Genomic DNA, 23,951 nt, shown 5'->3' with positions numbered 1-23,951 from the left:
GATTTGAAACAAATTAAAGATATCAATATAAAAAATGCGTTTCCTGATAATTTTTACCGTCGTGGTCTGAATTACTTTAGAACCAATAAAGTAAAGGATTTAATGTATAATCCGAATCAGTTGACTTGGTCGGCAACAGTCCAGGGTACAGAGGATTACTTTGTAGAAGTGAATACCAATGATTTGCAGCAGGGTTCCATCGACATGCATTGCGATTGTCCTGCATTTGAGGTGTACGGCTATTGCAAGCACATCGTAGCCGCTTTATTAGCGGTTCAAAGCTATGAAAACAGTGATGTGAAGCCAAAAGTAAATCACTATCGTTTAAATCGTTTTATGGAAGCTATTCGGGGAACGAGAAGTGTCACAGAAAACACTTCTTATCAGCACCCGGTAAAGGTAGAGTATATTGTAAGCTGGTCTTATTTGAGGCACTTGCAGGTAGAATTGAAAATTGGTGAGAAGCACCGCTATGTGGTAAAGAATGCAGCGGACTTCTTAGAAAATTATTTTAGAAAAAGAGATCATTATTTCTCTAAAAAGTTTACATTTCAAGCAGGGAAGCATGTCGTGGAAGAAGCAGATCAAGAGATTTTTGAGCTGCTGTATCAGGCAAGCAAGAGTGCTGACCTGTATGATTCCTATAATTATGCAGGGAAAAGAAGCAGTGAAAGGTATCTTCTGATTCCGCCGGTGCTTGCAAAAAATTTATTATATAAATTAATGGAACGGGAAGCGGCTGTGAAAACGGAGCGGGAAGAATATAAAGAGGTGCAAATCGTTGATGGGGAACTGCCTTTTCAATTTGACGTTATGAAAAACGACCAGCATATCTCGCTTAATCTGCAGCAGGGAAATGAAATGACATTCTTTCCTAACTATGATGTATTATTTTTAGATGGTGCTTTCTATTTTCCTAAACGAGAGCAAGTCCCTGTTTTGAAGGAATTGGAAATGTTTCGTTTAGAGAATATTTACTTTGATGTTCCTGTTGAACAGACAGATACCTTTCTCTCTGAAATTATGCCGGCGCTGGAGACAGTCGGCCAGGTTCAATTAGATGAACGTATTGCAGATGAGGTCATCAAGGAGCCGTTAAAAGCAAGATGCTACTTGGAATTGCGGGAGGATTTAATTGTTGGCCGTCTGGAATATCATTATGGCACACATGTGATTGATCCATTTCAAGGAAAAAAAGATTCGGATGTGATGCTGATCCGGGACGTGGATAAAGAAAGTCTGATTATGCAGCATATCGAAGAAGCAAACTTCAAATATAATGGCAGAGAACTTTATATGTCTGTGGATGAAGAAGACCTCTATTATTTCTTATATAAGATTTTACCTTCCTTAGATAAGGATGTAGAACTGTTTCTGTCAAGCGATTTTAAAAGACTGTTCTTTGATTATGATCCGCAGCCGAGCACGAGTGTCCGCATGGAGGGGCAAAATAATTTATTAGAAATAGGTTTTTCCATTGATGGAGTAGATGATAATGAAATTAATCGAGTTCTTCAGGCAGTGATTGAAAAGAAGCGCTATTTTCGTTTGAATTCCGGTCAAATGCTGGATTTGGATACGGAAGAATTTGCTTCCATTCAGCGGTTTTTTGACGGATTGGGAATGGATAAGGATGCCGTTCAGGACGGTCAGGTACAGATGCCGGTATATCGCGGAGCCCAACTGGATGAGCTGCTCGATACAAAAAAACAGTATGATTCGAATTTCAGAGAATTGTTAAGCCATTTGAAGTCGCCGGAGGAACAGGTTTATGAACTGCCTGAAAACCTGCAGGCATCCTTGCGAACCTATCAGAAGGTTGGTTATCAATGGTTTAAATCCCTTAGCCAGTATCAGCTCGGCGGAATTCTGGCAGATGACATGGGGCTGGGAAAGACCTTGCAGAGTATCGCCTATATTACGTCTGAATCCAAAGGGAATCCTGTCGGCCCGCATTTGATTGTAGTTCCATCTTCTGTAGTATATAACTGGAAAAGTGAGCTGGAGAAGTTTGCTCCGCACTTAACCTCGGTTATTTTGACCGGGCAGCCGGCGGAGAGGCATAAGCGAATGGAAAGCGCCGCAGAGACGGATGTCTGGATTACTTCTTATGCAACCTTGCGTCAGGATATTGACTATTATCAGGAGATTACGTTCCAAACATTATTGCTGGATGAAGCGCAGTATATTAAGAACTACCAGACGAAAACTTCAAAAGCCATCCGTACACTTCATGCGACACGGCGGTTTGCGTTAAGCGGCACACCAATTGAAAATTCAATTGAAGAGCTGTGGTCCATTTTCCAGGTAGTCCTGCCTGGATTAATGCCTGACCAGAAGACGTTTAGGCAGCTTGATTCCAGCAAAGTGGCTGCCATTACAAAACCATTTATTTTACGGCGTTTGAAGCGGGATGTGCTCAAAGAGCTTCCGGAAAAAATCGAATCCGTTCATATTTCCGAATTAACAAATGATCAAAAGGATTTATATGTCGGTTATTTAAGGAAGCTGCAGCAGGAAGCCGCGGTGTCCATGCAGGAGGATTCTTTCCAGCAAAATAGAATGAAGATTTTAGCTGGATTAACGAGACTGCGCCAGATCTGCTGTCATCCTTCCATGTTCGTCGAAAATTATGAAGGAAGATCCGGCAAGCTGGAACAGCTGATGGAAACAGTGGAAACAGCAATTAATAATGGAAAAAGACTGCTTATCTTTTCCCAATTTACCAGCATGTTAGACATTATTCGCGAACGGTTAGAGGCAGCAGGGCATGACTACTTTTATCTGAGTGGCGAAACACCTTCTAAAAATCGTGTCGAAATGAGCGAACGATTTAATCAGGGAGAAAAAGGAATATTCCTTATTTCCCTGAAGGCAGGAGGGACTGGTCTGAATTTGACTGGTGCGGATACGGTTATTTTATATGATTTATGGTGGAACCCGGCCGTAGAAGACCAAGCGACTGGGAGAGCGCATCGATTCGGACAGAAGAATGTGGTGCAGGTTATCCGTCTGGTGACAGAAGGCACGATTGAAGAAAAAATTTATGAGCTGCAGCAAAAGAAAAGAGAATTAATTGATCAGGTCATCCAGCCTGGAGAAACGATGCTTTCTTCTCTAAGCGAGGATGATATTAAAGAACTTTTAAGTTTGTAGACATCAATGTAGAATATTCCTTTCTAAATAACAAAAAAGACGGCCATGCTCCGTCTTTTTTGTTTGGCATTATTGATTTAAACTGAACAGCTTTCTGGGTCTTCCCTTCGAATAGGGACTTTCCTTGCCGGAAATTTTAATAATCTCTCCGGACAGCAATTTTTTCACAGTCCGTTCGGCACTGCGCTTGCTGACCTGATAAAACATTGCAATATCGTTTGATGAGAATGGTTCATTATTGCGTTCAACAATAAATTGAATAAAAAGATAAGATAATTCATTGTTCAGGCGGGCTTGATGAACAAGCTCATGAAATAATTTATTGGTGTCGATATGTTTCCGCTGGCCGATAGGACCAATGATTTCCTGACATTCATTAACCAGATAACTGAGGCTATGCCGATCACTCCGGCAGGCTTCCAGGGCCATAAACGCATTTTTTTGAGAAGAAAGAGGATTCAATCCCAGTCCAAATGCCAGTCCAATAAAACAGCCGGCAAGCTTTTCTACCTCCTCGATAAAGGGAAAGTCGCGATAGTTTTCTTTAATCACTTTAATCAGCTTGCTTGTACCGATGATAAAATAGTGATTATCTTTATTCGGTAAAAGTATAGCCTCATACTTTTGACAAAATGTACTGACATATTTTCTGACTTCTGTATGTATTTGATGATGCATATGGATAGGGAGGCTTTCTTTTAAAAATAAAATACCTGTTACTACAAGGCCGGTTGAATGCTTCTGTACCTCCAGTGTTCGTACTACTTTTTCCAATGCCTGGTAAATACGTTTATCAGGTATTGGAATATAATGAACAGGTAACGCTTCTTGGAAAAGCCCATTATAGACATCTCTTCTCGAGGTCAGAATTAAATCTATTTTTTTCTGCAAAAATAAATCCTTATGGAAATCAATCAGCATTTGCACATTGAAATAACTCTGCTTGGTATAGCTGGCTGAAATAAAATCATATTCTGTCATGGCGATATCATCCTTGAAATCAATGTGCTTGATATCTTCCGGATAATCGATGGATATGCATTTTTTCTTAGAAAGTTGTCCGATACGTAAGATAGATGACAAAATACTATATTCATCGTAAGCGATATAAAGCATGATTTGCTGACGCTTTTGTTTTAAAGCTTCACTGTAGGCACTGTAATCAGTGAAAAGAAGTGCGTCACACATCATGGCTCCCTCTGCTCGAACTGCAGCATTGCATGATTCAGACAATACAAAAGGGAGGACGTCGATAGATGGAAATTGTTCTGCGATTTCCTGTACTCTTTGAACGATTGTTTTTTCTCCTAAAACCCCTAGTGTTATATTCATTTGTTTCCCCCCTTACAGATACCTGTATTTTTTATAGAAAAGAAGAGGCATGGCTGCTTAACCTTTCAAATAATGATAGATATGTGCTCCTGCTCTCTGATGAAATTGCTGTCCCTCTCCATTGTTCGTCCATCCCTCTGTCAGCATAACTGCTTTGAGCTGTTTATCAGCTGTTTGAAAAATAGCCGCATCATGCTCTGCCCCGGTCAGTTCCCCGGTTTTATGAAATGTCTTGATGGAGGAATCATAGGCAGAAAAAGCAGTCAGTTTGCTGTTGAACTGCTGATTTTCCAAGATAGTCAGCATTTGCTCCTGACGATGTTTCGGCAGTATGTTATTTGGCTCTGTCAATAAATCCAGCAGAAGCATGACATCATAGCAGCTCGTCCGATTCTCCAATCCGAGCTTTATGGCTTCTTCATCCATCAGTTTTCGCTCTAATTTCGTGTGCTTTCCGCCTATTTGTTGAATAAATGCATGGATAGTATCTAAACCGATGAAATCAATCAATGCATTTGTTGCGGTATTATCAGAGACAATGATCATTAATTCAAGGAGCTGCTGATAGGTATAGTTCTGCTTATCTGATAAATAAGGAATAACTCCCGCACCGCCAACCATATCGGAGGGGGAGAGATGCACCTGTTTAGATAAATCAATATTTTCTTTTTCTTCTTCATAATAGGCAGCGGCAAGGATAAACAGTTTAATAATACTGGCGGAACGCAGCGGCTTGTTTTCATTAAAAGCAATTTCATTTTCTCCGGATTGGATTAAATAGCATATTTTTACTGGCGGTAAAGGTTTTATGGAATAAATAGCATGCTTTAACATTTTTAATGACAATGTTTTATCACCTCGTTGGAAAGTGGGTTACATTAATATTATGGAATATTCAAAAAGTAGTCAAGAAATACTTGAAAATCGCTTAAAAAAAGAATATACAGCATGTTTTGGCGCTATAAAGCATACAGTAAAAGGAATGTTTAAAGTGATGAATATTTTTAATATTATTTATGTAATCGTTTCCTGTTTTGAGAATAATTTGACGTTTGTGTTACTAATATTGTAAACTTATTACAAGTACGATACTTTTTTGTAAAAGGGGGACTTTTAGATGAAAAAGAATTGGTTAAGCCCACTGGCACTTATTTTTGCATTATTGTTATTATTAGCAGCCTGCGGCGGTGACGACGGCAATGCAGACGATGGCGGCGAGGAAGCTGGAGATCCGGGTACAGATCCGGAAATGATTCAGATTGCTACCGGCGGAACAAGTGGAACATACTACCCGCTTGGAGGAGAAATGGCAACCATTATTTCAAGTAATACAGATGTAACAGCGGATGCGATTTCCTCTAATGCTTCAGCAGAAAATGTTCTGTCCATAGAGAATGGCGATGTAGAAATTGCTTTTGTACAAACAGATGTAGTAGCACATGCTGAGGAAGGAATTAATGCTTTTGATGAGCCTGTCGAAAATGTACAGGCAATGGGTTCTTTATACCCGGAGACGGTTCAAATCGTTACAACAGAGGGTTCTGGAATTGAATCGGTAGAAGACCTGGCAGGAAAAACCGTTTCTGTTGGTGCTCCTGGATCAGGTACATTTATCAATGCCGAACAAATCCTGGAAGTACACGATATGACAATCGATGATATTGATGCTCAAAACCTGGACTTTGGTGAATCTACCGGAGGAATCCAGGATGGCAATATTGATGCTGCGTTTATCACTTCAGGAACGCCTACCGGTGCGGTAGAAGGGTTGGCTGCTTCTGTAGATGTGGCTATTGTCCCGATTGCTCAGGATAAAATCGATGAGCTTACGGAAGCGTATCCTTACTATGCTGCAGATACGATTGAAGAAGGTACTTATAGTCTAAGTGAAGATGTAGAAACAGTTGCTGTATTAGCGGCATTGGCTGTAAACAGTTCTTTATCTGAAGACCTTGTTTATGAGATGACCAAAGCAATCTATGAAAATGCAGAAGGGATGGCGCATGACAAAGCATCCTTCATCACACTGGATACTGCGTTAGACGGAATTGATATTGAAGTGCATCCAGGTGCACAGAGGTACTTTGACGAAGAGGGTATTGAATAAATAAATAGAATAAGCCGGCTCCACCCCAGAGAATGCAGGGATAGGCTGCCGGCTTTTTTTAAGCACAGCTTGTAAAATTAGGTGATGCTAAAATGCGGAGAAAGTGGGTAAAATTCCTTCTTTTATTTCTTTTGATTGGAGGAGGAATTGGACTTGGCGTGAATTATCCGATTCAGACAGCGTTAGTTTTTAACGACGGCGAATCCGGAGAATTGACGGCTTTTTTACCTTTAAAAGAGAATGACCATTTCTCGATTACGTTCACTCACTCGATCCATTTAACAGATGTGGTGGAGAAATACAGGGTGACAGAGGATTTGATGATCGAGCAATATGAAATAATTTATGAAGAGTTTGGTATTGGTATGCCCAATAATGCGGGTGAGGGCGAAGAATTTGTTTATGAGGATGGAAAATACCATATAAAAAATATGGAACATCGATTTGAATCGTTAAATATCCGGAATGGAGAAGTTGTTTCGAATCATCGGCTGGTTTGGGCAGATCATCAGGATATCAAGGAGTGTTGTGAAGTTCCTTTTAATGACTACTTTGTGCCGGGAGATTGGTATAGAGTAAAAATAGATGAAATAACATTGCTTGATTATTGGAAAGGAGAGAAAATCAGTGAGTGAAAAAGAGAAGGATCAGCTTTCAGAAAAAGAACAGCAGGAGTTGTTGGAGAAATATGATGCAGAAGCAAAGACCAGAAATGTAAAGGGTAAGATATATCACGTTATCTTTCTTGGGTTAATTGCCTTTTCTGTATTTCAATTATATACCGGAATTTTTGGTCAGCTGACTGCTTATATTCAACGAACCATTCACTTAGGATTTGCACTTTCACTTATTTTCTTATTATTCCCGGCTGCCCGTGGAATGAGAAAGGATAAAATCCCTTGGTATGATTATATTTTAATGCTGTTATCCATTCTTGTCTGCGGCTATTGGCCGGTGTATTATGATACATTAGTTCAGCAGTTTGGCGGCATTTCTGTCATGCAAATGGTTGTGGGCGGGTTTGGAATCCTGCTTGTGTTGGAAGCAGCCAGACGTGCAGTAGGTCTGCCGATTACAATTATTGCACTATTGTTTCTTAGCTATGCACTACTCGGTCCAAATATACCGGGAATGTTTGCGCATGCCGGTCTGTCGCTGGAGCAGTTGATTCAATCGATGTTCTTTACGACAGAAGGAATTTTAGGAACTCCATTGCAGGTATCGTCTACATATATATTCTTATTCCTTTTATTTGGCGCTTTTTTAGTACAGACAGGGGTAGGAAATTATTTTAATGATTTAGCTATATCCATCGCCGGTAAAAGAGTAGGCGGGCCTGCAAAAGTAGCTATTTTTTCAAGTGCATTAAATGGAACTATCTCGGGGAGCTCTGTTGCAAATACAGTAACAACAGGCTCGTATACGATTCCTATGATGAAAAAGCTGGGATATCGGAAGAATTTTGCCGGAGCGGTAGAAGCAGCCTCCTCTACAGGCGGTCAAATTATGCCGCCGATTATGGGAGCAGCCGCCTTTTTAATGATTGAATTTGCAGGAGAAAGCTATTGGAATATCGCGAAAGCAGCAGTTATTCCCGCAGCTTTATACTTTGCAGGGATTTGGATCATGACACATTTTGAAGCGAAACGGACAGGCTTAACAGGTCTCCCGGATGAAGAGATTCCAAGTAAACTCTCCGTTTTAAAAAAGATTCATCTGCTGCTGCCGATTTTAGCCATTGTCTATTTCTTATTTATCGGTGTGAGCGTTGAGAGAGCAGCTATTTATGGGATTTTAACGACGATTATTGTCAGCTTGTTCCGAAAAGATACGAGAATTACACCGGCTAAATTTATTGTTGCCTTGGAACAAGGGGCCAGAACAGCATTAGGTGTTGCTGCTGCAACAGCATGTGCTGGTATTATTGTAGGGGTAGTGACAAGAACAGGCTTAGGCCTAAAGCTTGGAAACAGTTTAGTATCGATTGCTGGTACGATTGCTTCTACACCGGAAATTCAATTGATGCTGACATTGGTATTTACCATGATTACATCGATTATTATCGGCATGGGCTCACCGACAACCGCCAACTATATTATCACGTCTACAATTGCTCTGCCGGCAATTGTAGCACTAAATGACAATCTGGATGTAGCAATTCCGCTTCTGGCTGCACATATGTTTGTATTCTATTTTGGAATTGTGGCAGATATTACTCCGCCGGTAGCATTAGCTGCCTTCGCGGCAACCGGGATTTCTGGGGGAGAACCGATACGTACCGGAGCAAATGCAGCAAGGTTGGCTATCGCAGCATTTATAATTCCGTATATGTTTGTTTTGAATCCGACACTCCTTATGATAGATGCGAACGTGTTCGAGATTATATTTGCCTTTTTCACGGCTATCCTAGGGATGATAGCGATTGGTGCCGGAATGATTGGTTACTGGTACCGCAGAATCAAATGGTTTGAGCGTATTTTAGCTATTGCAACTGGATTGATGCTGATTTATCCGGAAGGGTATTCCGATACAATAGGCTTTGTATTATTTGCTATTCAGCTTGTGATTCAATTTATGTCGAGGGATAAAAATGCGAAGCGCAGTAAAACGCAAGTAAGTTAAGAAAATAAAAAAATGGGGAAGAAGTTCTTTGAGATAAGAGCTTCTTTTTTTACATTATAGGATGATATTTTAGCAATTTTTACAGTGGAAGAGCAAATACAGGTTTTTCTAATGCTTTCCCTTTATAATAAAAGCAAAGAATAAGGTGAGAAAAATCAGGAGTGCAAATCAATGGCTAAGAAATATGATTTTACAAAAGGAAGTATCGGCAAAAGCCTTTTTTATTTTTCCGGACCCATTCTTTTGGCAAATCTGCTGCAAACCTCATATCAATTTGTAGACAGTTTGTGGGTCGGAAATTTGCTTGGTGCGAACGCCCTAGGTGCAGTTGCCATTTCCGGGAGCATTATATTTGTGGTGCTCTCATTAATTATTGGTTTAAATAATGCTGCTCTGACCATTTTGTCGCAGCAGCAGGGGAAGCAGAATGAAGAGGGGCTGAAGCGTTATTTGAATGCATTTGTTGTTCTGATGACATCGGTTGCATTATTACTTGGCGTCTCCGGGTATATTTTTGCAGAGGTGCTGCTGACCATGCTGGGAACACCGGAAGCAATGGCAGCAGATGCCGCTGCCTATCTGCGGATTAACTTTATGGGGATTCTTTTACTGTTTGGCTATAACTTTATCAGTACAGTACTGCGTTCCATTGGAGACAGTAAAACACCGCTTTACTTTGTAACAGTAGCAGTCCTGCTGAATACCGTATTGGACCCGCTATTTATTCATGTATTTGACTGGGGCATCAATGGCGCAGGCTATGCTACAGTGACATCACAAGGTGTTTCCTTTTTAATTGGATTCTTTTATATTCTGAAGAAGGATTTAGCTCCGTTTACGATTCCAAGTCTGCCAAAATGGAAAGAAATTAAATTGATATTGCATATCGGCATCCCATCCAGCCTGCAGATGGCAGTGATTTCTGCTGGTGCAGCTGCCATTATCGGGGTAGTGGCTGTACATGGAGAAGCAGTTGTTTCAGGGTATAGTGCAGCACAGCGTCTGGATAGTTTATTAATGCTGCCTGCACATGCTTTAAGTATTGCCATTTCCAGTATGGCTGGGCAGAATATCGGTGCACAAAACTGGGGAAGAGTCAGAGAAGTGGCGAAGTTTGGGGTGATATATAATTTTCTTATTATGCTGTTTATCGGTATTATCGTCGCCATTTTTGCTGAATATGGGGTAAGGTTGTTTATTCAGGACGAAGCTTCTGTCCAATTTGGTACAATATATCTTCAGATTGTTGCATTATGCTATCCGTTTTTAGGGATTAATTTTATCTTAAACGGTGTTGTCCGGGCAGCAGGCGCAATGTATCCGATTCTTATATTAAATATCATTTCTTTCTGGATACTGCGTTATCCCCTGGCTGCCTTATTCTCTTGCCTGTTTGGTGAAATTGGCATTGCAATTGGTGTAGGGGCAAGCTTTATCCTAAGCAGCGCGGTTGCTATTCTATATTATCGTTTCGGGAAATGGAGAGAGAAGAAGCTATTCGCAGATGCTTAAACAGGGGAGGATCATGGATGATTTGGATTGTCGGTTTCGTATCCGGCCTTGTACTTGGCGGCTTCTTATATGCTTTGCAGCAATGGACAGCGATTCCTGTTTACACCCTGCTGATGAATGTAGATTATTTTCCCGTAATTGGCGGAATGAATTTTCCTAATTGGGTAGAGTTTTCCTTCCATTTGGGTGTTTCTGTGGCTATTGTCTGGATTCTCTATCGCGTATTAACAAAGAAACATCTGGAGCAGAAGCTGATGTCTTATATATATTGTAATGCTGCGATTGGCCTGCTTATTTTCCCGACAACGATGCTATCTGACCGGACTCCAGAAATAGGCAGTATAGAGGCATGGCTTATCTGGCTGGCCGGACATATGGTATATGGTATTTCTATATGGGGGATGCTGAGGATAGGTGAATGGGTAAAGGAGAAAAAATATGAAACGTAGGAAAAAACGCCAGCTGGCAGAGCTGCTGAAATATTTGATAGTTATATGTCTTGTGTTTTTCTTCGGTTTAGTTTCCCTTTCTTTATTAGTCAATTATGTTGCAGAGCAATCTGAACCAGAACTGGAAGAGTCAGGGCCAAGTCCCCTGCCAGCCTTGAACCAGAAAATATGGGAATATAAACCGATTGTTGAAAAATATGCAGAACAGCATGGAATTGAAGAACAGACCAATACAATTCTTGCCATGATGATGCAGGAATCCGGTGGACGCGGTACCGATCCGATGCAATCCTCGGAAAGCCTGTGCGGGGAAATAGGCTGTATTGATGATCCAGAGCATTCGATTGAGCAGGGCGTATCCTTCTTTGCCTGGGTGTATGAACAAGCAGAGGGCGACACAGCCTTAGCAGTTCAAGCTTATAATTTTGGTCCCGGCTTTATTAACTATCTACAGGAAACGGAAGAACCTTATTCGGAGGACGCTGCCATTGCTTATTCGCAGTATATGTATGAAGAGGCGGGAAGAGAGGCTTCCATTTATGCCTGCCGGAGAGAAGAAGCAGAAGAACTAGATGCATGCTATGGAGACATTTATTATGTTTCTTCTGTCATGTCCTATAAGGAAGCAATAGAAATGGAACTGGAAAACTGATATGATAACAGTATGTGAAATGCTCTTGATTCAGAGCAGCTTTTACATACAGAAGTGTTGTCATATCTTTTTTGTGCATGAAAAGAATCGTTCTACAATGCATATTTCCAAGCAATTAACTGATGATTATGACAACAGCGGATACTAAAAAAACAAGGCGGAGGATGATTTTTTATGAAAGCTATTCAGACAAATAATGCACCAGCAGCAATTGGACCATACTCTCAAGCAATCGAAGCAGGAGATTTTCTTTATATTTCCGGACAAATTCCGATTGATCCGGCAACAGGGGATGTCGTAGAAGGAATTGAAGCGCAGACGAAGCAAGTATTAGCAAATTTACAGGCTATTTTAGATGAAGCGGGGTTAAGCTTTGCAAACGCAGTGAAATTTACGATTTTCTTAAATTCCATGGAGGATTTTGCGACAGTGAATGAAATTTATGGAGCAGCGTTGTCTGAGCCATATCCGGCACGTGCTTGTGTGGAAGTGAGCCGTCTTCCGAAAGACGTTCTTGTAGAAATGGATATTGTAGCATACCGTAAAGCATAAGGAGTGATTATATGGAGAATTTTATCTATCACAATCCAACGAAACTTATCTTTGGAAAAGGACAAATCGAAAAGCTGGCTGGCGAAATTCAGCCTTACGGAAGCCGTATTCTGATTGTATATGGCGGAGGAAGTATTAAACGAAATGGCATCTATAATCGTGTATTGGAAGAATTGAAAAAAATCAATGCGGAGGTGTTTGAGCTTTCTGGTGTAGAACCTAACCCGCGTATTTCTACAGTACGGAAAGGTGTACGTATTTGCCGCGAACAGAGAATTGATTTTATCTTGGCTATCGGTGGAGGCAGCACTATTGACTGCTCCAAAGCAATCGCTGTCGGCGCCGTAACGGATGCAGATATGTGGGATGTAGTGACGAAAAAGGAAAAGCCGGCAGGTGCACTGCCATTTGGAACGATTCTCACCTTAGCTGCTACAGGCTCTGAGATGAATTCGGGCTCTGTTATTACCAATTGGGAAACCAATGAAAAGCATGGATGGGGGTCTCCGTATACCTATCCAAAATTTTCTATTCTGGATCCTGTGCATACTTTCTCTGTACCGCGGGATCAAACCATTTATGGATTGGTAGATATGATGTCGCATGTATTAGAGCATTATTTTCATCATGAAGAAAATACACCGATTCAAGACAGATGGTGTGAAGGTATTCTGTTGACCCTGATTGATGTAGGGCCGAAACTATTAGCAGACCCTGAAAATTATGCCTATCGCTCTACAGCAATGCTGGGCGGAACACTGGCCTTAAATAATATGCTGAATTTAGGTTATCGGGGTGATTGGGCAACGCATAATTTAGAGCATGCGGTTTCTGCTGTCCACGATATTCCGCATGGCGGCGGTTTAGCTATCCTATTCCCGAATTGGATGCGGCATGTACTGGATGAGAATAATGTACATCGCTTTAAGCAGCTTGCTGTCCGGGTCTTTGACGTAGATACCATAGGGAAATCAGATAAAGTAGTTGCCTTAGAAGGAATTGACAAACTGCGTGAATTTTGGAATGAACTTGGTGCGCCATCCAGTTTGACAGATTATGATATAGACGAGTCCACGCTTGAAGAAATGGCGGAGAAAACCGTGGTGGCAAACCCGACATTCGGCAACTATCGTGCTTTAACGAAGAAGGATTCTCTGGAGATTTTTAAAGAAAGTCTGTAATTTCCCGGGAAATCATGTCTGACTATACAAAGAAGAGCTTGCAGTTATTCATAAACTGCAAGCTCTTCTTTAATTTGCAAACGTATTTTATCAAGACATTCTTCCGGTGTCTTGCCAAACACACGCTTATTATTTACTAATGCGTACGGTCGAACGGCACAAAGTCCGCAAAACGACAGGCATTCATTCATAAGAACCGCTACCTCAGGGAATTCTTTCTCTAAGATGGATTCAATATCTATAGTAGTGATGGCATTTCCGTCACATATTTCTACGACAACGATACCCATTGCTATCACTTTCTTTCTATAATAATTAACGCTACTTTGTTAGTTTTAGCATAATTATAGAAACAAATCAATATTTTTATCTGGATGAGAAAGTGTGCGAATGAGAATGCTTTGTATTCGGTTCATGTTCATAACGTAACCAGACAACAAGCATGATAAAGCCGCAAAGAATAAGCAGCAGGCCGGTTGTTAAAAAGACGGAAGAGAATCCCCAGGTTGCAGCGATGGTACCGCCAAGCATGGGACCGATAATGTTTCCGAAAAAGCGTAAACTTGTATCGTAGCCAAGTACTTCTCCTTGTGTAGACAGCGGTGCTTCTTTCCGGATATAAGCCACACGGATTGGGATAACTCCACCAAGGAACAAACCGAGTAAGAATCGCATAATGACTAATTGCCAAATACTCGTAATGAACATACCCGGCAAATAGACCAAGCCGGAAACAAACAGCATGATAATTAATATTTTCGTATAGCCGTGCTTATCTCCGATCATTCCCCAGCGTCTGGTCATCAACAGATTGCCTACCCCTGTGGCGGAGAAGGCAATTCCTGCAAAGAATGCGAGGTTGACCGGACCATGAATTTCTTCAACGAATAATGATAAAATCGGCTGAACGCTGAAGTGAGCAATCTGTACAAGTGCTGACATCAATAAAACAATCAATAAGATTGGTTTACGCAGGATATACTGCAATACTTCTTTTCTGGAGTAATTCTTTGTATCCTCTTCTTTTGAAAAGGTCACCTTCATTTCTTTCACTCCAAATATAACGAGCAATCCGGAGATAAAGATAGTGATCGCTACCCACTTAAAGGTGCTGGAATACCCAAATGCATCTGCCAGCGCCCCACCTAATAAGGGTCCCATCAAAGAACCGGTGATGGTTCCGGTCTGCAGGGTGCCTAATACTTTCCCGGCAACTTCTTTAGGCGTCTGGGTTGCGATAAACGCCTGAGACATTGGAATAAATCCTGTTACGATTCCCATTAAAAAGCGCAAGAGAAATAACTGCCATACGGCTGTGACGAATCCCATTAAAAATACGGAAATTCCGATTCCTAATGCAGACATCACCATTAAACGTTTCCTGCCGAAGCGGTCGCCGACTCTTCCCCAAATCGGGGCAAAGATAAATGCACTGATGAAAGTAACGGCAAAGGTCAATCCAGACCATGTCTGCACATAAGACGCAGAAAAGTTTCCCATGGACTGAATGTATAAGGAAATAAAAGGCACAACCATTGTCATGCTTCCGCTAATAAAGAAATTAGCAAACCACATAATCACTAAGTTACGTTTTACTCCTGGGTGTGTATTAATAACGTTCAAACCTTCTTTCTGACATTGTAAGAACTGCAGATTCATGTACACTTATTGATTCAAGCATACAGCAGGGGAAATCGAATTTGCTGTATGCATTTTCGTTTTGAAATGGGATAAGCGTCTTTAGTACATATGAAAAAGGCATAAGTGCAATGACCCATACCTTCTCTAAAACAATCTGCAGCCGTCCGTTTAAGTTGCATAAATGCATTACGCTATCACCATCTGTGGAATTCCTGCAATCTTAAAAAAAGGAGTGCCGAATTTCCAATAAATAATCCTACATTTATTTCGCTACTCCAAATATACACTAACACGAACTAAATGAAAAGGTATCTGCTTACAAAAAGGATTTATTTTAATGTCTCCATTTTCGCACATTAAAAAGTAACTTCATTTCCATAGAAACAGGGGCTGACCGTTCCTTCGATAATTCCCTTGACAAAGAATAGAAGGTGAAGTGTAAAGCACCGCTGCAGCGAAAAGCGGGGTGGTTGGCCGGAGCGGAGCTACGCAACATCATCAATTCCAAAAAGGCCGAATATGTAACCCAAAAGCAAGCGTGGTAATCGAAAACAAGTTCATCCTGGAATACAAGATATATATGCTTATTCTTAAGTGCGAAAGTTGAGTTAACGTCATAAAAAAACGTTTTATCATAAAAAAGACAGGGAATCAGCAAGGATACATAGACAGTAATCCTATATGATAAAATATAGTTCCAAGCTTTTCCTATAGAAATAAATCAACTGTTAGAAGGCCCGGGGGCTGGCAGCATGTTTTTTTCTGCAGATTGTATTTAGCCGGCAGATGAAATTAATGTTTTAAAAACATGTAAACATTTTTGCTTCGGGTTATAATAGATGACGATAGTTGCTCATCATAAATATCAAACGTAGGAGTTAAAAAACGCTTACGAAGAAAAGGAGTAAACAGAATGAATAAAAAGGTAGTATCCGTGCTGAAATACCTGGCACTAAGCTGCATATTATTTTTTAGTATCCTATTGCCAGTTTCAGCAGCTTCTAATACGACGATTATCTATGGGGAAAAACTCAGTGACAGTCAGCGGGCGGAAGTTCGGGAGGCTTTGGAAATCTCAGATGATGACACATATGAAGAACATGACGTTACAGGACAAGATTATGCTGATTTTATAAATGGAAATCCAGATGCAAATATGTATTCTTCTGCAGGAATTACGCTGGAGTCAAGCGGTTCCGGCCTGGAAGTGAATATATTAACACCCGATAATATTACGGAAGTAACCAGAGAAATGTATATGAACGCACTGTTAACAGCCGGAGCGGAAAATGCGACGGTAGATGTTGTTTCTCCAGTCAGGGTATCTGGTCATTCTGCATTGACAGGAATATACAAAGCCTATGATGTAGAAGGAGTAGAATTAGATCCGGAACGAATGGAATTAGCTAACGATGAGCTAGAAGTAGCAACTGATTTAGCAGATAATGAAGATATTAGTGATGAAGACGTAAGTACACTTTTAACAGAAATCAAAAAAATGATTGCTGAACAGAATCCAGTAACCAGAGAAGAAGTAGAACAAATCGTTAATGAGCAGCTTAACAATCTGGACATTCAGCTGAATGACGCCGACAGGCAGATGCTTATTGATTTAGTAAATCGAATGAGGGATTTAGAAATTGATTTTGGAGAAATGAGAGATCAACTCGAGAGTATTACAAATGACCTTGTCGAAAGAGCAGAGGATTTAGGTTTAGACAGGGGATTTTGGGAGAGAGTGGCGAACTTCTTTAGTGATATCTTCCGTTCCATTGCAAACTTTTTCAGCAGCTAATTGAATACTGGCAAGCAGTTGACGAAGAGCTCTCTAATCATAGAGGGCTCTTTTTTTATATTACAGAAACGAGCCTTTGACGTGGGTTTGTCATAATGCATACGCTTTACCGCTCTTCTATAACAAATATGTTACAAATGTAATAGTAAACAGGGCATATGTAATCATTGTAATTTACACTTAACCCTTCTGTAACTGTATTCTTCTGATTCCTGTGATAGGATAGTCATTGTGAAAAAACATAAGGAGGTTATCAGATGAGAAAACTCGTAGCAGCATTATCTGCTGGAATTATTATAACCGGTACAGCTGCAACAACAGTTTCCGCTGACGCAAATGAACACAAGGTAGAATCAGGAGAGAGCTTATGGAAGATTGCAGCTCAATATGATACAAGCGTGCAAAACTTACTTGATATAAATGATCTTAAATCAGAGGTAATTCACCCGAAAGATGTTATTAAGGTAAGTGAATCTGGTGAAGATGGAGAAGAAACAGTATACACAGTAGAAAAAGGGGACACCCTTTCAGCTATTGCTAAAGAATTCAATGTATCTGTCAGCGATATTAAAGAATGGAATAACCTTTCATCAGATATTATCGTAATCGGTAATGAATTATCAATAAATGGAACAGCTGAAGAAGCTGTAGCAGAGCAACCAGCAGTAGAGGAAGAAGCTGCAGAAGAACCAGCTGAGGAGCCAGCGGTAGAAGAAGAGGCAGCTGAAGAGCCGGCTGCAGAGGAAAGCGAACCTGCTGTAGAGCAAACTTCTAATGAAGAAGCAGCTGCTTCTGAATCAGAAGAACAATCTTCAGATAATGGTTCTCCACAAGGCGAAACAATTTCTGTAGAAGCGACTGCATATACAGCAGATTGTAATGGATGTTCCGGAGTAACTGCAACTGGTGTAGATCTAAATCAAGATCCTAATGCGAAAGTAATTGCAGTAGACCCAAATGTTATTCCATTGGGAAGTGAAGTTTATGTAGAAGGTTATGGCTATGCAACTGCTGCTGATACTGGCGGTGCAATCAATGGAAACAAAATTGACCTTCACGTACCATCCCAAGACGAAGCAGTAAACTTTGGAAGACAACAAGTTAACGTAACAATCGTTGAATAAATCATATAAAAATAGCTTAAGAGTCTATAAAACTCTTAAGCTATTTTTTTAGTTGAGAAAATAAATATAATAAAAAAGGGTCAACACCAAAATCTATGGTTGGAAAATATAATTAAATATGATAATAGCAATTACCAAGCGTAGTGTATTTCCGTAGCGGCCGCTTACAGCAAATTTATATCTACTATGTTACCCATAGATTTTGGTGAAAAGCCATAAAAAAAGCATCATACTTTTGATTATATAAGCATGAGACCCCATGAAGTCCCATGAAGTCATGATATTTAGCTGTCCGTATCTCGTAGTTATCACGCAGAGTTTTTCTGATATACATGCGTTTCATCTATTATCAACGATCATCTGATTTTTTCTTTACATTTTAAAAAGACGAATAAACATTTGCTGATATATTTTACACCCCAGAAAGCCGGCAGTGTTATCTTTATCAAATCCTTGGAATATCCTCTTTAATTCTGAAATTCGGTAGAAGTGGCAGCCGGGCTTTGTTCAATTTCTTCATTACTATCGTTATGAGCACTTGAATAGCCTAAAGCTCCTACTGCAGCAATGACAAAAATAAACAAAGTAAGTAGAACTTTTCGCATGTTTCTTTTCAACCCTCCATCATATATTTAAAGTATGTGTTCAAAAAAAGTTCACTCTATCGAAGCATCATTTTTTAAGAGACTTTTTGAACATCCTTTTTAATAATATTCAACTCTCTTAGTATAGGACAATATGGTCAAATTGGCTAGCAGGAAAAACATTAATTTTCATATATATTCGCTAATTCTGTGAATAACTGGATTGGGTTATTTATATGTTATACTTGAAAGGGATTACATTTTTGACAAAGAGTTGTCCGTAGACCCATGCGGTGCAAAGTTACATTTTACAATGCTTTAAAGGAGGAAAATAGGGTATGACAAGCCGAAAATTAGATCATTTTTTGGAATCAAATATAAATGATTTAAAGGAAAATGGTCTCTATAACGAAATTGATACTGTAGAAGGTGCAAATGGCCCGGAAATTACAATCAAAGGAGAAACATTAATCAATCTTTCTTCTAATAATTACTTAGGGCTTGCGACGCACCATGAATTAAAAGATGCAGCCAAGCAAGCTGTGGATTCCCATGGTGCCGGCGCTGGCGCTGTCCGCACGATTAATGGAACGCTTGACTTGCATATCGAATTGGAAAAGAGAATTGCTGCATTTAAAGGAACAGAAGCAGCTATCGCTTATCAATCTGGATTTAACTGTAATATGGCAGCGATTTCGGCTGTAATGGATAAAAATGATGCGATTCTATCGGATTCTTTAAACCACGCCTCTATTATTGACGGCTGTCGCTTATCGAAGGCGAAGATTATTCGATTTGAGCATTCAGATATGGCGGATTTACGTGCGAAAGCGAAGGAAGCGACAGAATCAGGGACATATAATAAAGTGATGGTAATTACGGATGGCGTATTCTCCATGGATGGAGATATCGCGAAGCTTCCGGAGATAGTGGAAATCGCTGAAGAATTTGATTTGATTACCTATGTAGATGATGCGCATGGCTCAGGAGTAACTGGTGACGGTGCAGGAACAGTAAAGCATTTTGGGTTGCAGGATAAAGTAGATTTTCAAATGGGTACGCTGTCGAAAGCAATTGGTGTTATCGGCGGTTATGTTGCAGGGAAACAATCATTAATCGATTGGTTGAAAGTCCGTTCCCGTCCATTCTTATTTTCTACAGCGGTATCTCCAGCAGATGCAGCTGCAAGCACAAGAGCAATTGAAATGCTCATGGAGAGTACAGAACTGAATGAAAAGCTCTGGGAGAATGGGAATTACTTGAAAGAAGGCTTGAAAAAGCTTGGTTTTGATATTGGCGACAGCGAAACACCAATCACACCTTGTATTATCGGTGATGAAAAACAAGCGCAGACATTTAGTAAAAGACTGTATGAAGAGGGCGTTTATGCGAAAGCAATCGTGTTTCCGACAGTGCCGAGGGGGACCGGGCGGGTTCGTAATATGCCGACAGCTGCGCATACGAAAGAAATGCTGGATCGAGCTATTGGCATTTATGAAAAAATCGGTAAGGAATTAAAACTTATATAAATTGAAGTAATAAATTACACTTTATTTTTCTTATAAAATGACGAAATAATGATTGAAAACGGTAACTAGCGACGGTTTTTGGTGGGGCGAGTAACCGCAGTCCCAGTCCCAGAAGAAAAACACGGAGACTCCTGGTCGACTAAGAACAGTCACGTCCTGTGACCAACGACCGACACTAGGACGTCTTGTCCGTTGTGGGAAGGCGCGGGGCATAAGTGCGACTATGCTTCTGTCTGCACCTGTCGGCTTGCCAATCAGCAAGTCTTCTTTAAAGGAGATGAGCTCGGGGCCCGCGGAAAGCGTAGTGTTTTCTGGGGTTGCGATTACTCACCCCATGAAACCCGTTGTAGCGGTAGCTATTTATTTCAATTTATATATTTAAAAATAAGAGCGCATGTTCAAAAGGTTGATAGAAGAGCGGAGCATCTTTCCAACAGCTTTTTTGAACATCCTCTCAATGGAGGTTTTCCGAGATGAAAAAAATTTTAGTGACCGGTGCATTAGGCCAAATCGGATCAGAATTAACGGAGAAGCTTCGTAGTACATACGGCGAGGATAATGTCATTGCTTCCGATATCCGGAGACCGGAGCAGCCATCAGGAATATTTGAAGAAATCGATGTGACAAAGGAAAAGGAAATTTACGAGATTTCCAAAAAATACAAGGTGGATACGATTATTCATTTAGCTGCACTTTTATCTGCGAAGGCAGAGGCTTTTCCAAAAGTCGCCTGGGAAATTAATATGGGCGGACTGGTAAATGCACTGGAAGCTGCGAAGGAATTAGATTTAAAATTTTTCACACCAAGCTCAATCGGAGCTTTTGGACCAAGTACACCGAAAAATAATACCCCGCAGGATACGCTGCAGCGTCCGACGACGATGTATGGGGTGAATAAAGTAGCAGGAGAAATTCTTTGTGATTACTATTATTCCAGATTTGGGGTGGATACCAGGGGTGTTCGTTTTCCTGGTTTAATTTCCTATGTAACTTCTCCAGGAGGCGGCACGACAGACTACGCGGTGGAGGTGTATTATGAAGCACTTCGGACAGGAGCATATACCTCTTATATAGAAAAAGGAACGCGTATGGATATGATGTATATGCCAGATGCTTTACAAGCAATTATTCAACTGATGGAAGCAGATTCCGATCGCTTAAAGCATCGCAATGCCTTCAATATAACTGCGATGTCTGCTGCGCCGGAGCATTTTGAAGAAGCAATTCGCAAGCACATTCCTGATTTTACAATGGATTATCAGGTAGACCCGGTCAGACAAGGAATTGCAGAGAGCTGGCCGGATTCGATTAATGCAGATGCTGCGAAAGAAGAATGGGATTTTGAAGCAGCATATGATATGGACGCAATGACGGTGGATATGCTGGAGAAAGTTCGTGAGAAAATAAAGAAGAATAGTGCATAACAGGACAAAATGATTCCAGGCTTTCAAGTAAAAAGACGCACTTATATTTCAAACATTTAAACTACTTCTTTTATATCAGAAGCCTTTTTACTATTTTTTGACTGCTGTAAAGGAAGTATCTCAGTATAATTAAAAAAACCGCCTTATGTCCAGGTTAATCGATGACGACCATGGACATAAGGTGGTTTTCAATAATACTACGGATGTAAGACGGGGTATAGCGTTCTGGATTAAATAATGCATGGATAGCCAGCCCATCGAGTAAACTATACAATTTCTCTAATTCAATATCTCTAGAAATATTTTTTTTCAATAAGTCATTTTCTTCTAAAGTCGTTAAAACTAATTCAATAACTTTTAAAACATCATCGTAATTGAGATCAAATCCATCCTCTTTTCGACCATGAGTAATAAAGGCAAACCAAACCTCCATTTCCTTTCTTGAAATGTCATTATAAGGAGTTATCTCCATAAGAAGCTGAACCAATTTTTCTAAAACTGGCAGATCTTTCTCCATAATTTTTTTAATCCTAACCCCCACGTTTTCTTTTAATAATTCCATTGCAAATTTAAGAAGTTCTTTACGAGTAGGAAAATAGTACCTGAGAGTGGATTGAGAAATTCCGGTTTCTTTTGCTATTTTTCGTGTCGTTGCATGTTCAATCCCCTTTTGAGATATAATTTCCCATGTAGATTTTGCTATTTGTTCCCGACGTTTGCTATGATCAACTTTTTTTGGCATAGAATAATTGTATCAGATAAAAAGAGAAAAACAAAATTTTTTCGCTCAATTGAGTTATTAAAATTGCGCGTTCGTTTGTAGCTATGATAAAATCTTTTTAGCTCAATTGAACTAAAAAAGTTTGCTTAGCTAAATACTCAAGTCAAACGATGGAATGAATTTTAGAACAACCAAAAAAGCTTTAGACAGCGAAGGGGCAGATGGGATGAAGGGGCAGGAAAATCGAATAAGATTATTAGATGTGTTAAGAGGCTTTGCGATTATCGGCACGTTAGGAACGAATATCTGGTTGTTTGCTCAGCCGGGGAATATTATGACTGTTTTTTCAAATGCAAATTGGTGGGAAAGCTTAGAGTCTTTTCTGCAAGCTTTCCTATCTGTATTTGTTAATGGTAAATTTTTAAGCTTATTGACTATTATGTTCGGAATTGGTTTGGAGTTGAAATATCGTAAAGCTGCAAGAGAAGGTCTTCCGTGGATTCGCCTGTATTTATGGACGATGTTTCTGCTGTTTTTAGATGGTTTATTACATTTTATTTTTGTGTTTGAATACGACATTCTAATGAGTTATGCAATTACAGGAATGATCGTTGCCTTCATTATTCGTTATCGTGAAGAAATGATGAAGAAAACGATGATAGTATCAGCAATTATTCATCTCACGGGCGTAATGCTGCTGTCGATAGCATGGTTCTTCTTAATAAAAGAAGCGTCATTTCTAAATGAAATGGCGAGAATGTCTCAAGAAACAAGTAATTTATACTCCAATCAGAGTTATTGGCAACAAGTACAATTTAGAATCCGAGACTTTTGGGGGTTAAGGGTAGAGGCTATTCTAATAATCTTTATGAATATCACCTTGTATATTTTAGGGATTCGGTTATTTCGTGCAGGTGCATTTTCAAATAACGAAAATGGGCAGCGTCTCCGAAAAAAATTAATGATATATGGTCTCGGTATTGGAATACCATTAAATTTACTTACGTTAGTACCGGGCGGATATTTTGATATTGCCTCCCGGTATGTATTTGCTCCGATTTTGGCATTAGGCTATATTGGCTTATTCGCTTGGGTACTGAAAATAAAAATAGCTCCATGGCTGATTAATCGATTTGAATCTATAGGAAAAACTGCATTAAGCTGTTATATATTACAAAATATAGTGGCATCAATTATCTTTTATGGCTGGGGGGCAGGGGTGGCTCCGATGTCTTCCGCTTATACTGTAATTGTTTATTGGATTCTTATTACAATAGTGATGATGATAACTGCTGAACTTTTTATGAAGTATTTAGGTACAGGTCCGTTGGAATACTTGTGGAGAAAATTATCATATTCTCCATTTAAAAAATAAAGTGATCCATTATACAATCAAATTTCAAAGCATAACTAAAAGTTTACATGAGGCAATGGGTTGACTCTTTAAACGCAGGGGCGCTAACTCCCTGAATTACTTAGGATAACGCAGTGGAAAAATATATAAATTCTAACTCTAAAATAAGAGGTTATTTACTAATAACAGCTTTTATATGTACTAAAGAGAAAGAAA

20 protein-coding genes are annotated in these 23,951 nt (G+C 39.9%); 14 read left to right on the top strand and 6 right to left on the bottom strand.

The genetic code is table 11. From position 1 onward, the window contains the following. Positions 1 to 3: 3 nt before the first annotated feature. Entirely contained in the window at positions 4 to 3,156 is a 3,153-nt protein-coding gene (locus MKY45_RS21140; protein WP_193064786.1) for a DEAD/DEAH box helicase, read from the top strand. A 69-nt stretch (positions 3,157 to 3,225) separates the two neighbouring features. Here MKY45_RS21140 and MKY45_RS21135 read toward each other — a convergent pair whose 3' ends face one another. Beyond that, positions 3,226 to 4,488 (bottom strand): hypothetical protein, encoded by a 1,263-nt coding sequence (locus MKY45_RS21135; RefSeq protein WP_256705250.1) that lies wholly within the window; start codon positions 4,486 to 4,488, stop codon positions 3,226 to 3,228. 57 nt (positions 4,489 to 4,545) lie between these two features. After that, positions 4,546 to 5,334 (bottom strand): serine hydrolase, encoded by a 789-nt coding sequence (locus MKY45_RS21130; protein WP_042529276.1) that lies wholly within the window; start codon positions 5,332 to 5,334, stop codon positions 4,546 to 4,548. 271 nt (positions 5,335 to 5,605) lie between these two features. Between MKY45_RS21130 and MKY45_RS21125 the strand changes: the two genes are divergently transcribed. The 8 genes from MKY45_RS21125 to MKY45_RS21090 all read left to right on the top strand — a co-directional run bounded on the left by MKY45_RS21125 (position 5,606) and on the right by MKY45_RS21090 (position 13,563). Further along, on the top strand, positions 5,606 to 6,595 hold the full coding sequence (locus MKY45_RS21125) for a TAXI family TRAP transporter solute-binding subunit (RefSeq protein WP_256705249.1): 990 nt from the start codon (positions 5,606 to 5,608) through the stop codon (positions 6,593 to 6,595). A gap of 92 nt (positions 6,596 to 6,687) precedes the next feature. Continuing rightward, positions 6,688 to 7,230, top strand: a complete 543-nt coding sequence (locus tag MKY45_RS21120; protein ID WP_256705248.1) for a DUF1850 domain-containing protein — start codon at positions 6,688 to 6,690, stop codon at positions 7,228 to 7,230. Continuing rightward, positions 7,223 to 9,217 (top strand): TRAP transporter permease, encoded by a 1,995-nt coding sequence (locus MKY45_RS21115; protein WP_341173378.1) that lies wholly within the window; start codon positions 7,223 to 7,225, stop codon positions 9,215 to 9,217. Before MKY45_RS21120 ends, MKY45_RS21115 begins: the two co-directional genes overlap by 8 nt. Before the next feature lie 171 nt (positions 9,218 to 9,388). Further along, positions 9,389 to 10,729 (top strand): MATE family efflux transporter, encoded by a 1,341-nt coding sequence (locus MKY45_RS21110; protein WP_256705247.1) that lies wholly within the window; start codon positions 9,389 to 9,391, stop codon positions 10,727 to 10,729. 17 nt (positions 10,730 to 10,746) lie between these two features. Then, positions 10,747 to 11,178 carry a hypothetical protein gene (locus MKY45_RS21105; RefSeq protein ID WP_212928751.1) on the top strand — a complete coding sequence of 144 codons (432 nt, stop codon included), beginning with the start codon at positions 10,747 to 10,749 and terminating at the stop codon, positions 11,176 to 11,178. Next, positions 11,168 to 11,830, top strand: a complete 663-nt coding sequence (locus MKY45_RS21100) for a lysozyme family protein (RefSeq protein WP_256705246.1) — start codon at positions 11,168 to 11,170, stop codon at positions 11,828 to 11,830. Before MKY45_RS21105 ends, MKY45_RS21100 begins: the two co-directional genes overlap by 11 nt. 174 nt (positions 11,831 to 12,004) lie before the next feature. Then, positions 12,005 to 12,382 (top strand): RidA family protein, encoded by a 378-nt coding sequence (locus tag MKY45_RS21095; RefSeq protein ID WP_042529292.1) that lies wholly within the window; start codon positions 12,005 to 12,007, stop codon positions 12,380 to 12,382. Positions 12,383 to 12,393: 11 nt separating this feature from the next. Next, positions 12,394 to 13,563 (top strand): iron-containing alcohol dehydrogenase, encoded by a 1,170-nt coding sequence (locus tag MKY45_RS21090; RefSeq protein WP_256705245.1) that lies wholly within the window; start codon positions 12,394 to 12,396, stop codon positions 13,561 to 13,563. A gap of 44 nt (positions 13,564 to 13,607) precedes the next feature. Here MKY45_RS21090 and MKY45_RS21085 read toward each other — a convergent pair whose 3' ends face one another. Both MKY45_RS21085 and MKY45_RS21080 read right to left on the bottom strand, forming a co-directional pair. Further along, complete coding sequence (locus MKY45_RS21085) at positions 13,608 to 13,853, bottom strand: YuzB family protein (protein ID WP_042529296.1); 246 nt, start codon at positions 13,851 to 13,853, stop codon at positions 13,608 to 13,610. 76 nt (positions 13,854 to 13,929) lie between these two features. Further along, positions 13,930 to 15,138, bottom strand: coding sequence for an MFS transporter (locus MKY45_RS21080; protein ID WP_256706343.1), 1,209 nt, complete (start codon positions 15,136 to 15,138; stop codon positions 13,930 to 13,932). 979 nt (positions 15,139 to 16,117) lie between these two features. Between MKY45_RS21080 and MKY45_RS21075 the strand changes: the two genes are divergently transcribed. Together MKY45_RS21075 and MKY45_RS21070 are read left to right on the top strand one after the other, a co-directional pair. Next, a complete protein-coding gene (locus MKY45_RS21075; RefSeq protein WP_256705244.1) occupies positions 16,118 to 16,999 on the top strand; it encodes a DUF1002 domain-containing protein in 882 nt (293 codons plus the stop codon). A 257-nt stretch (positions 17,000 to 17,256) separates the two neighbouring features. Next, the gene (locus tag MKY45_RS21070; RefSeq protein ID WP_256705243.1) at positions 17,257 to 18,123 is read left to right on the top strand and encodes a 3D domain-containing protein; all 867 of its coding nucleotides are present in this window, start codon (positions 17,257 to 17,259) and stop codon (positions 18,121 to 18,123) included. Between the two features lie 467 nt (positions 18,124 to 18,590). Here the strand turns inward: MKY45_RS21070 and MKY45_RS21065 are convergent, their stop codons facing one another. Next, positions 18,591 to 18,728 carry a hypothetical protein gene (locus MKY45_RS21065; protein ID WP_175296993.1) on the bottom strand — a complete coding sequence of 46 codons (138 nt, stop codon included), beginning with the start codon at positions 18,726 to 18,728 and terminating at the stop codon, positions 18,591 to 18,593. 317 nt (positions 18,729 to 19,045) lie between these two features. On the opposite strand from MKY45_RS21065, the gene MKY45_RS21060 reads away from it, so the two are divergent. Both MKY45_RS21060 and MKY45_RS21055 read left to right on the top strand, forming a co-directional pair. Next, positions 19,046 to 20,236: a glycine C-acetyltransferase gene (locus MKY45_RS21060; protein ID WP_193064778.1), complete on the top strand. Its 1,191-nt coding sequence runs from the start codon at positions 19,046 to 19,048 to the stop codon at positions 20,234 to 20,236. A gap of 473 nt (positions 20,237 to 20,709) precedes the next feature. Further along, positions 20,710 to 21,660 (top strand): L-threonine 3-dehydrogenase, encoded by a 951-nt coding sequence (locus MKY45_RS21055; protein WP_256705242.1) that lies wholly within the window; start codon positions 20,710 to 20,712, stop codon positions 21,658 to 21,660. A 154-nt stretch (positions 21,661 to 21,814) separates the two neighbouring features. Here MKY45_RS21055 and MKY45_RS21050 read toward each other — a convergent pair whose 3' ends face one another. Next, entirely contained in the window at positions 21,815 to 22,402 is a 588-nt protein-coding gene (locus MKY45_RS21050) for a TetR/AcrR family transcriptional regulator (protein ID WP_256705241.1), read from the bottom strand. A gap of 205 nt (positions 22,403 to 22,607) precedes the next feature. Between MKY45_RS21050 and MKY45_RS21045 the strand changes: the two genes are divergently transcribed. After that, positions 22,608 to 23,756 (top strand): DUF418 domain-containing protein, encoded by a 1,149-nt coding sequence (locus MKY45_RS21045; protein WP_256705240.1) that lies wholly within the window; start codon positions 22,608 to 22,610, stop codon positions 23,754 to 23,756. The last annotated feature ends 195 nt before the right edge of the window (positions 23,757 to 23,951 follow it).

Origin of the sequence: Oceanobacillus sp. FSL K6-0251, assembly GCF_038004725.1 — a bacterium.
Classification (GTDB): Bacteria; Bacillota; Bacilli; order Bacillales; family Amphibacillaceae; genus Oceanobacillus; species Oceanobacillus oncorhynchi.
The sequence above is the reverse complement of the archived record's forward strand: the minus strand, read 5'-3'. Positions and strand labels throughout refer to the sequence as shown.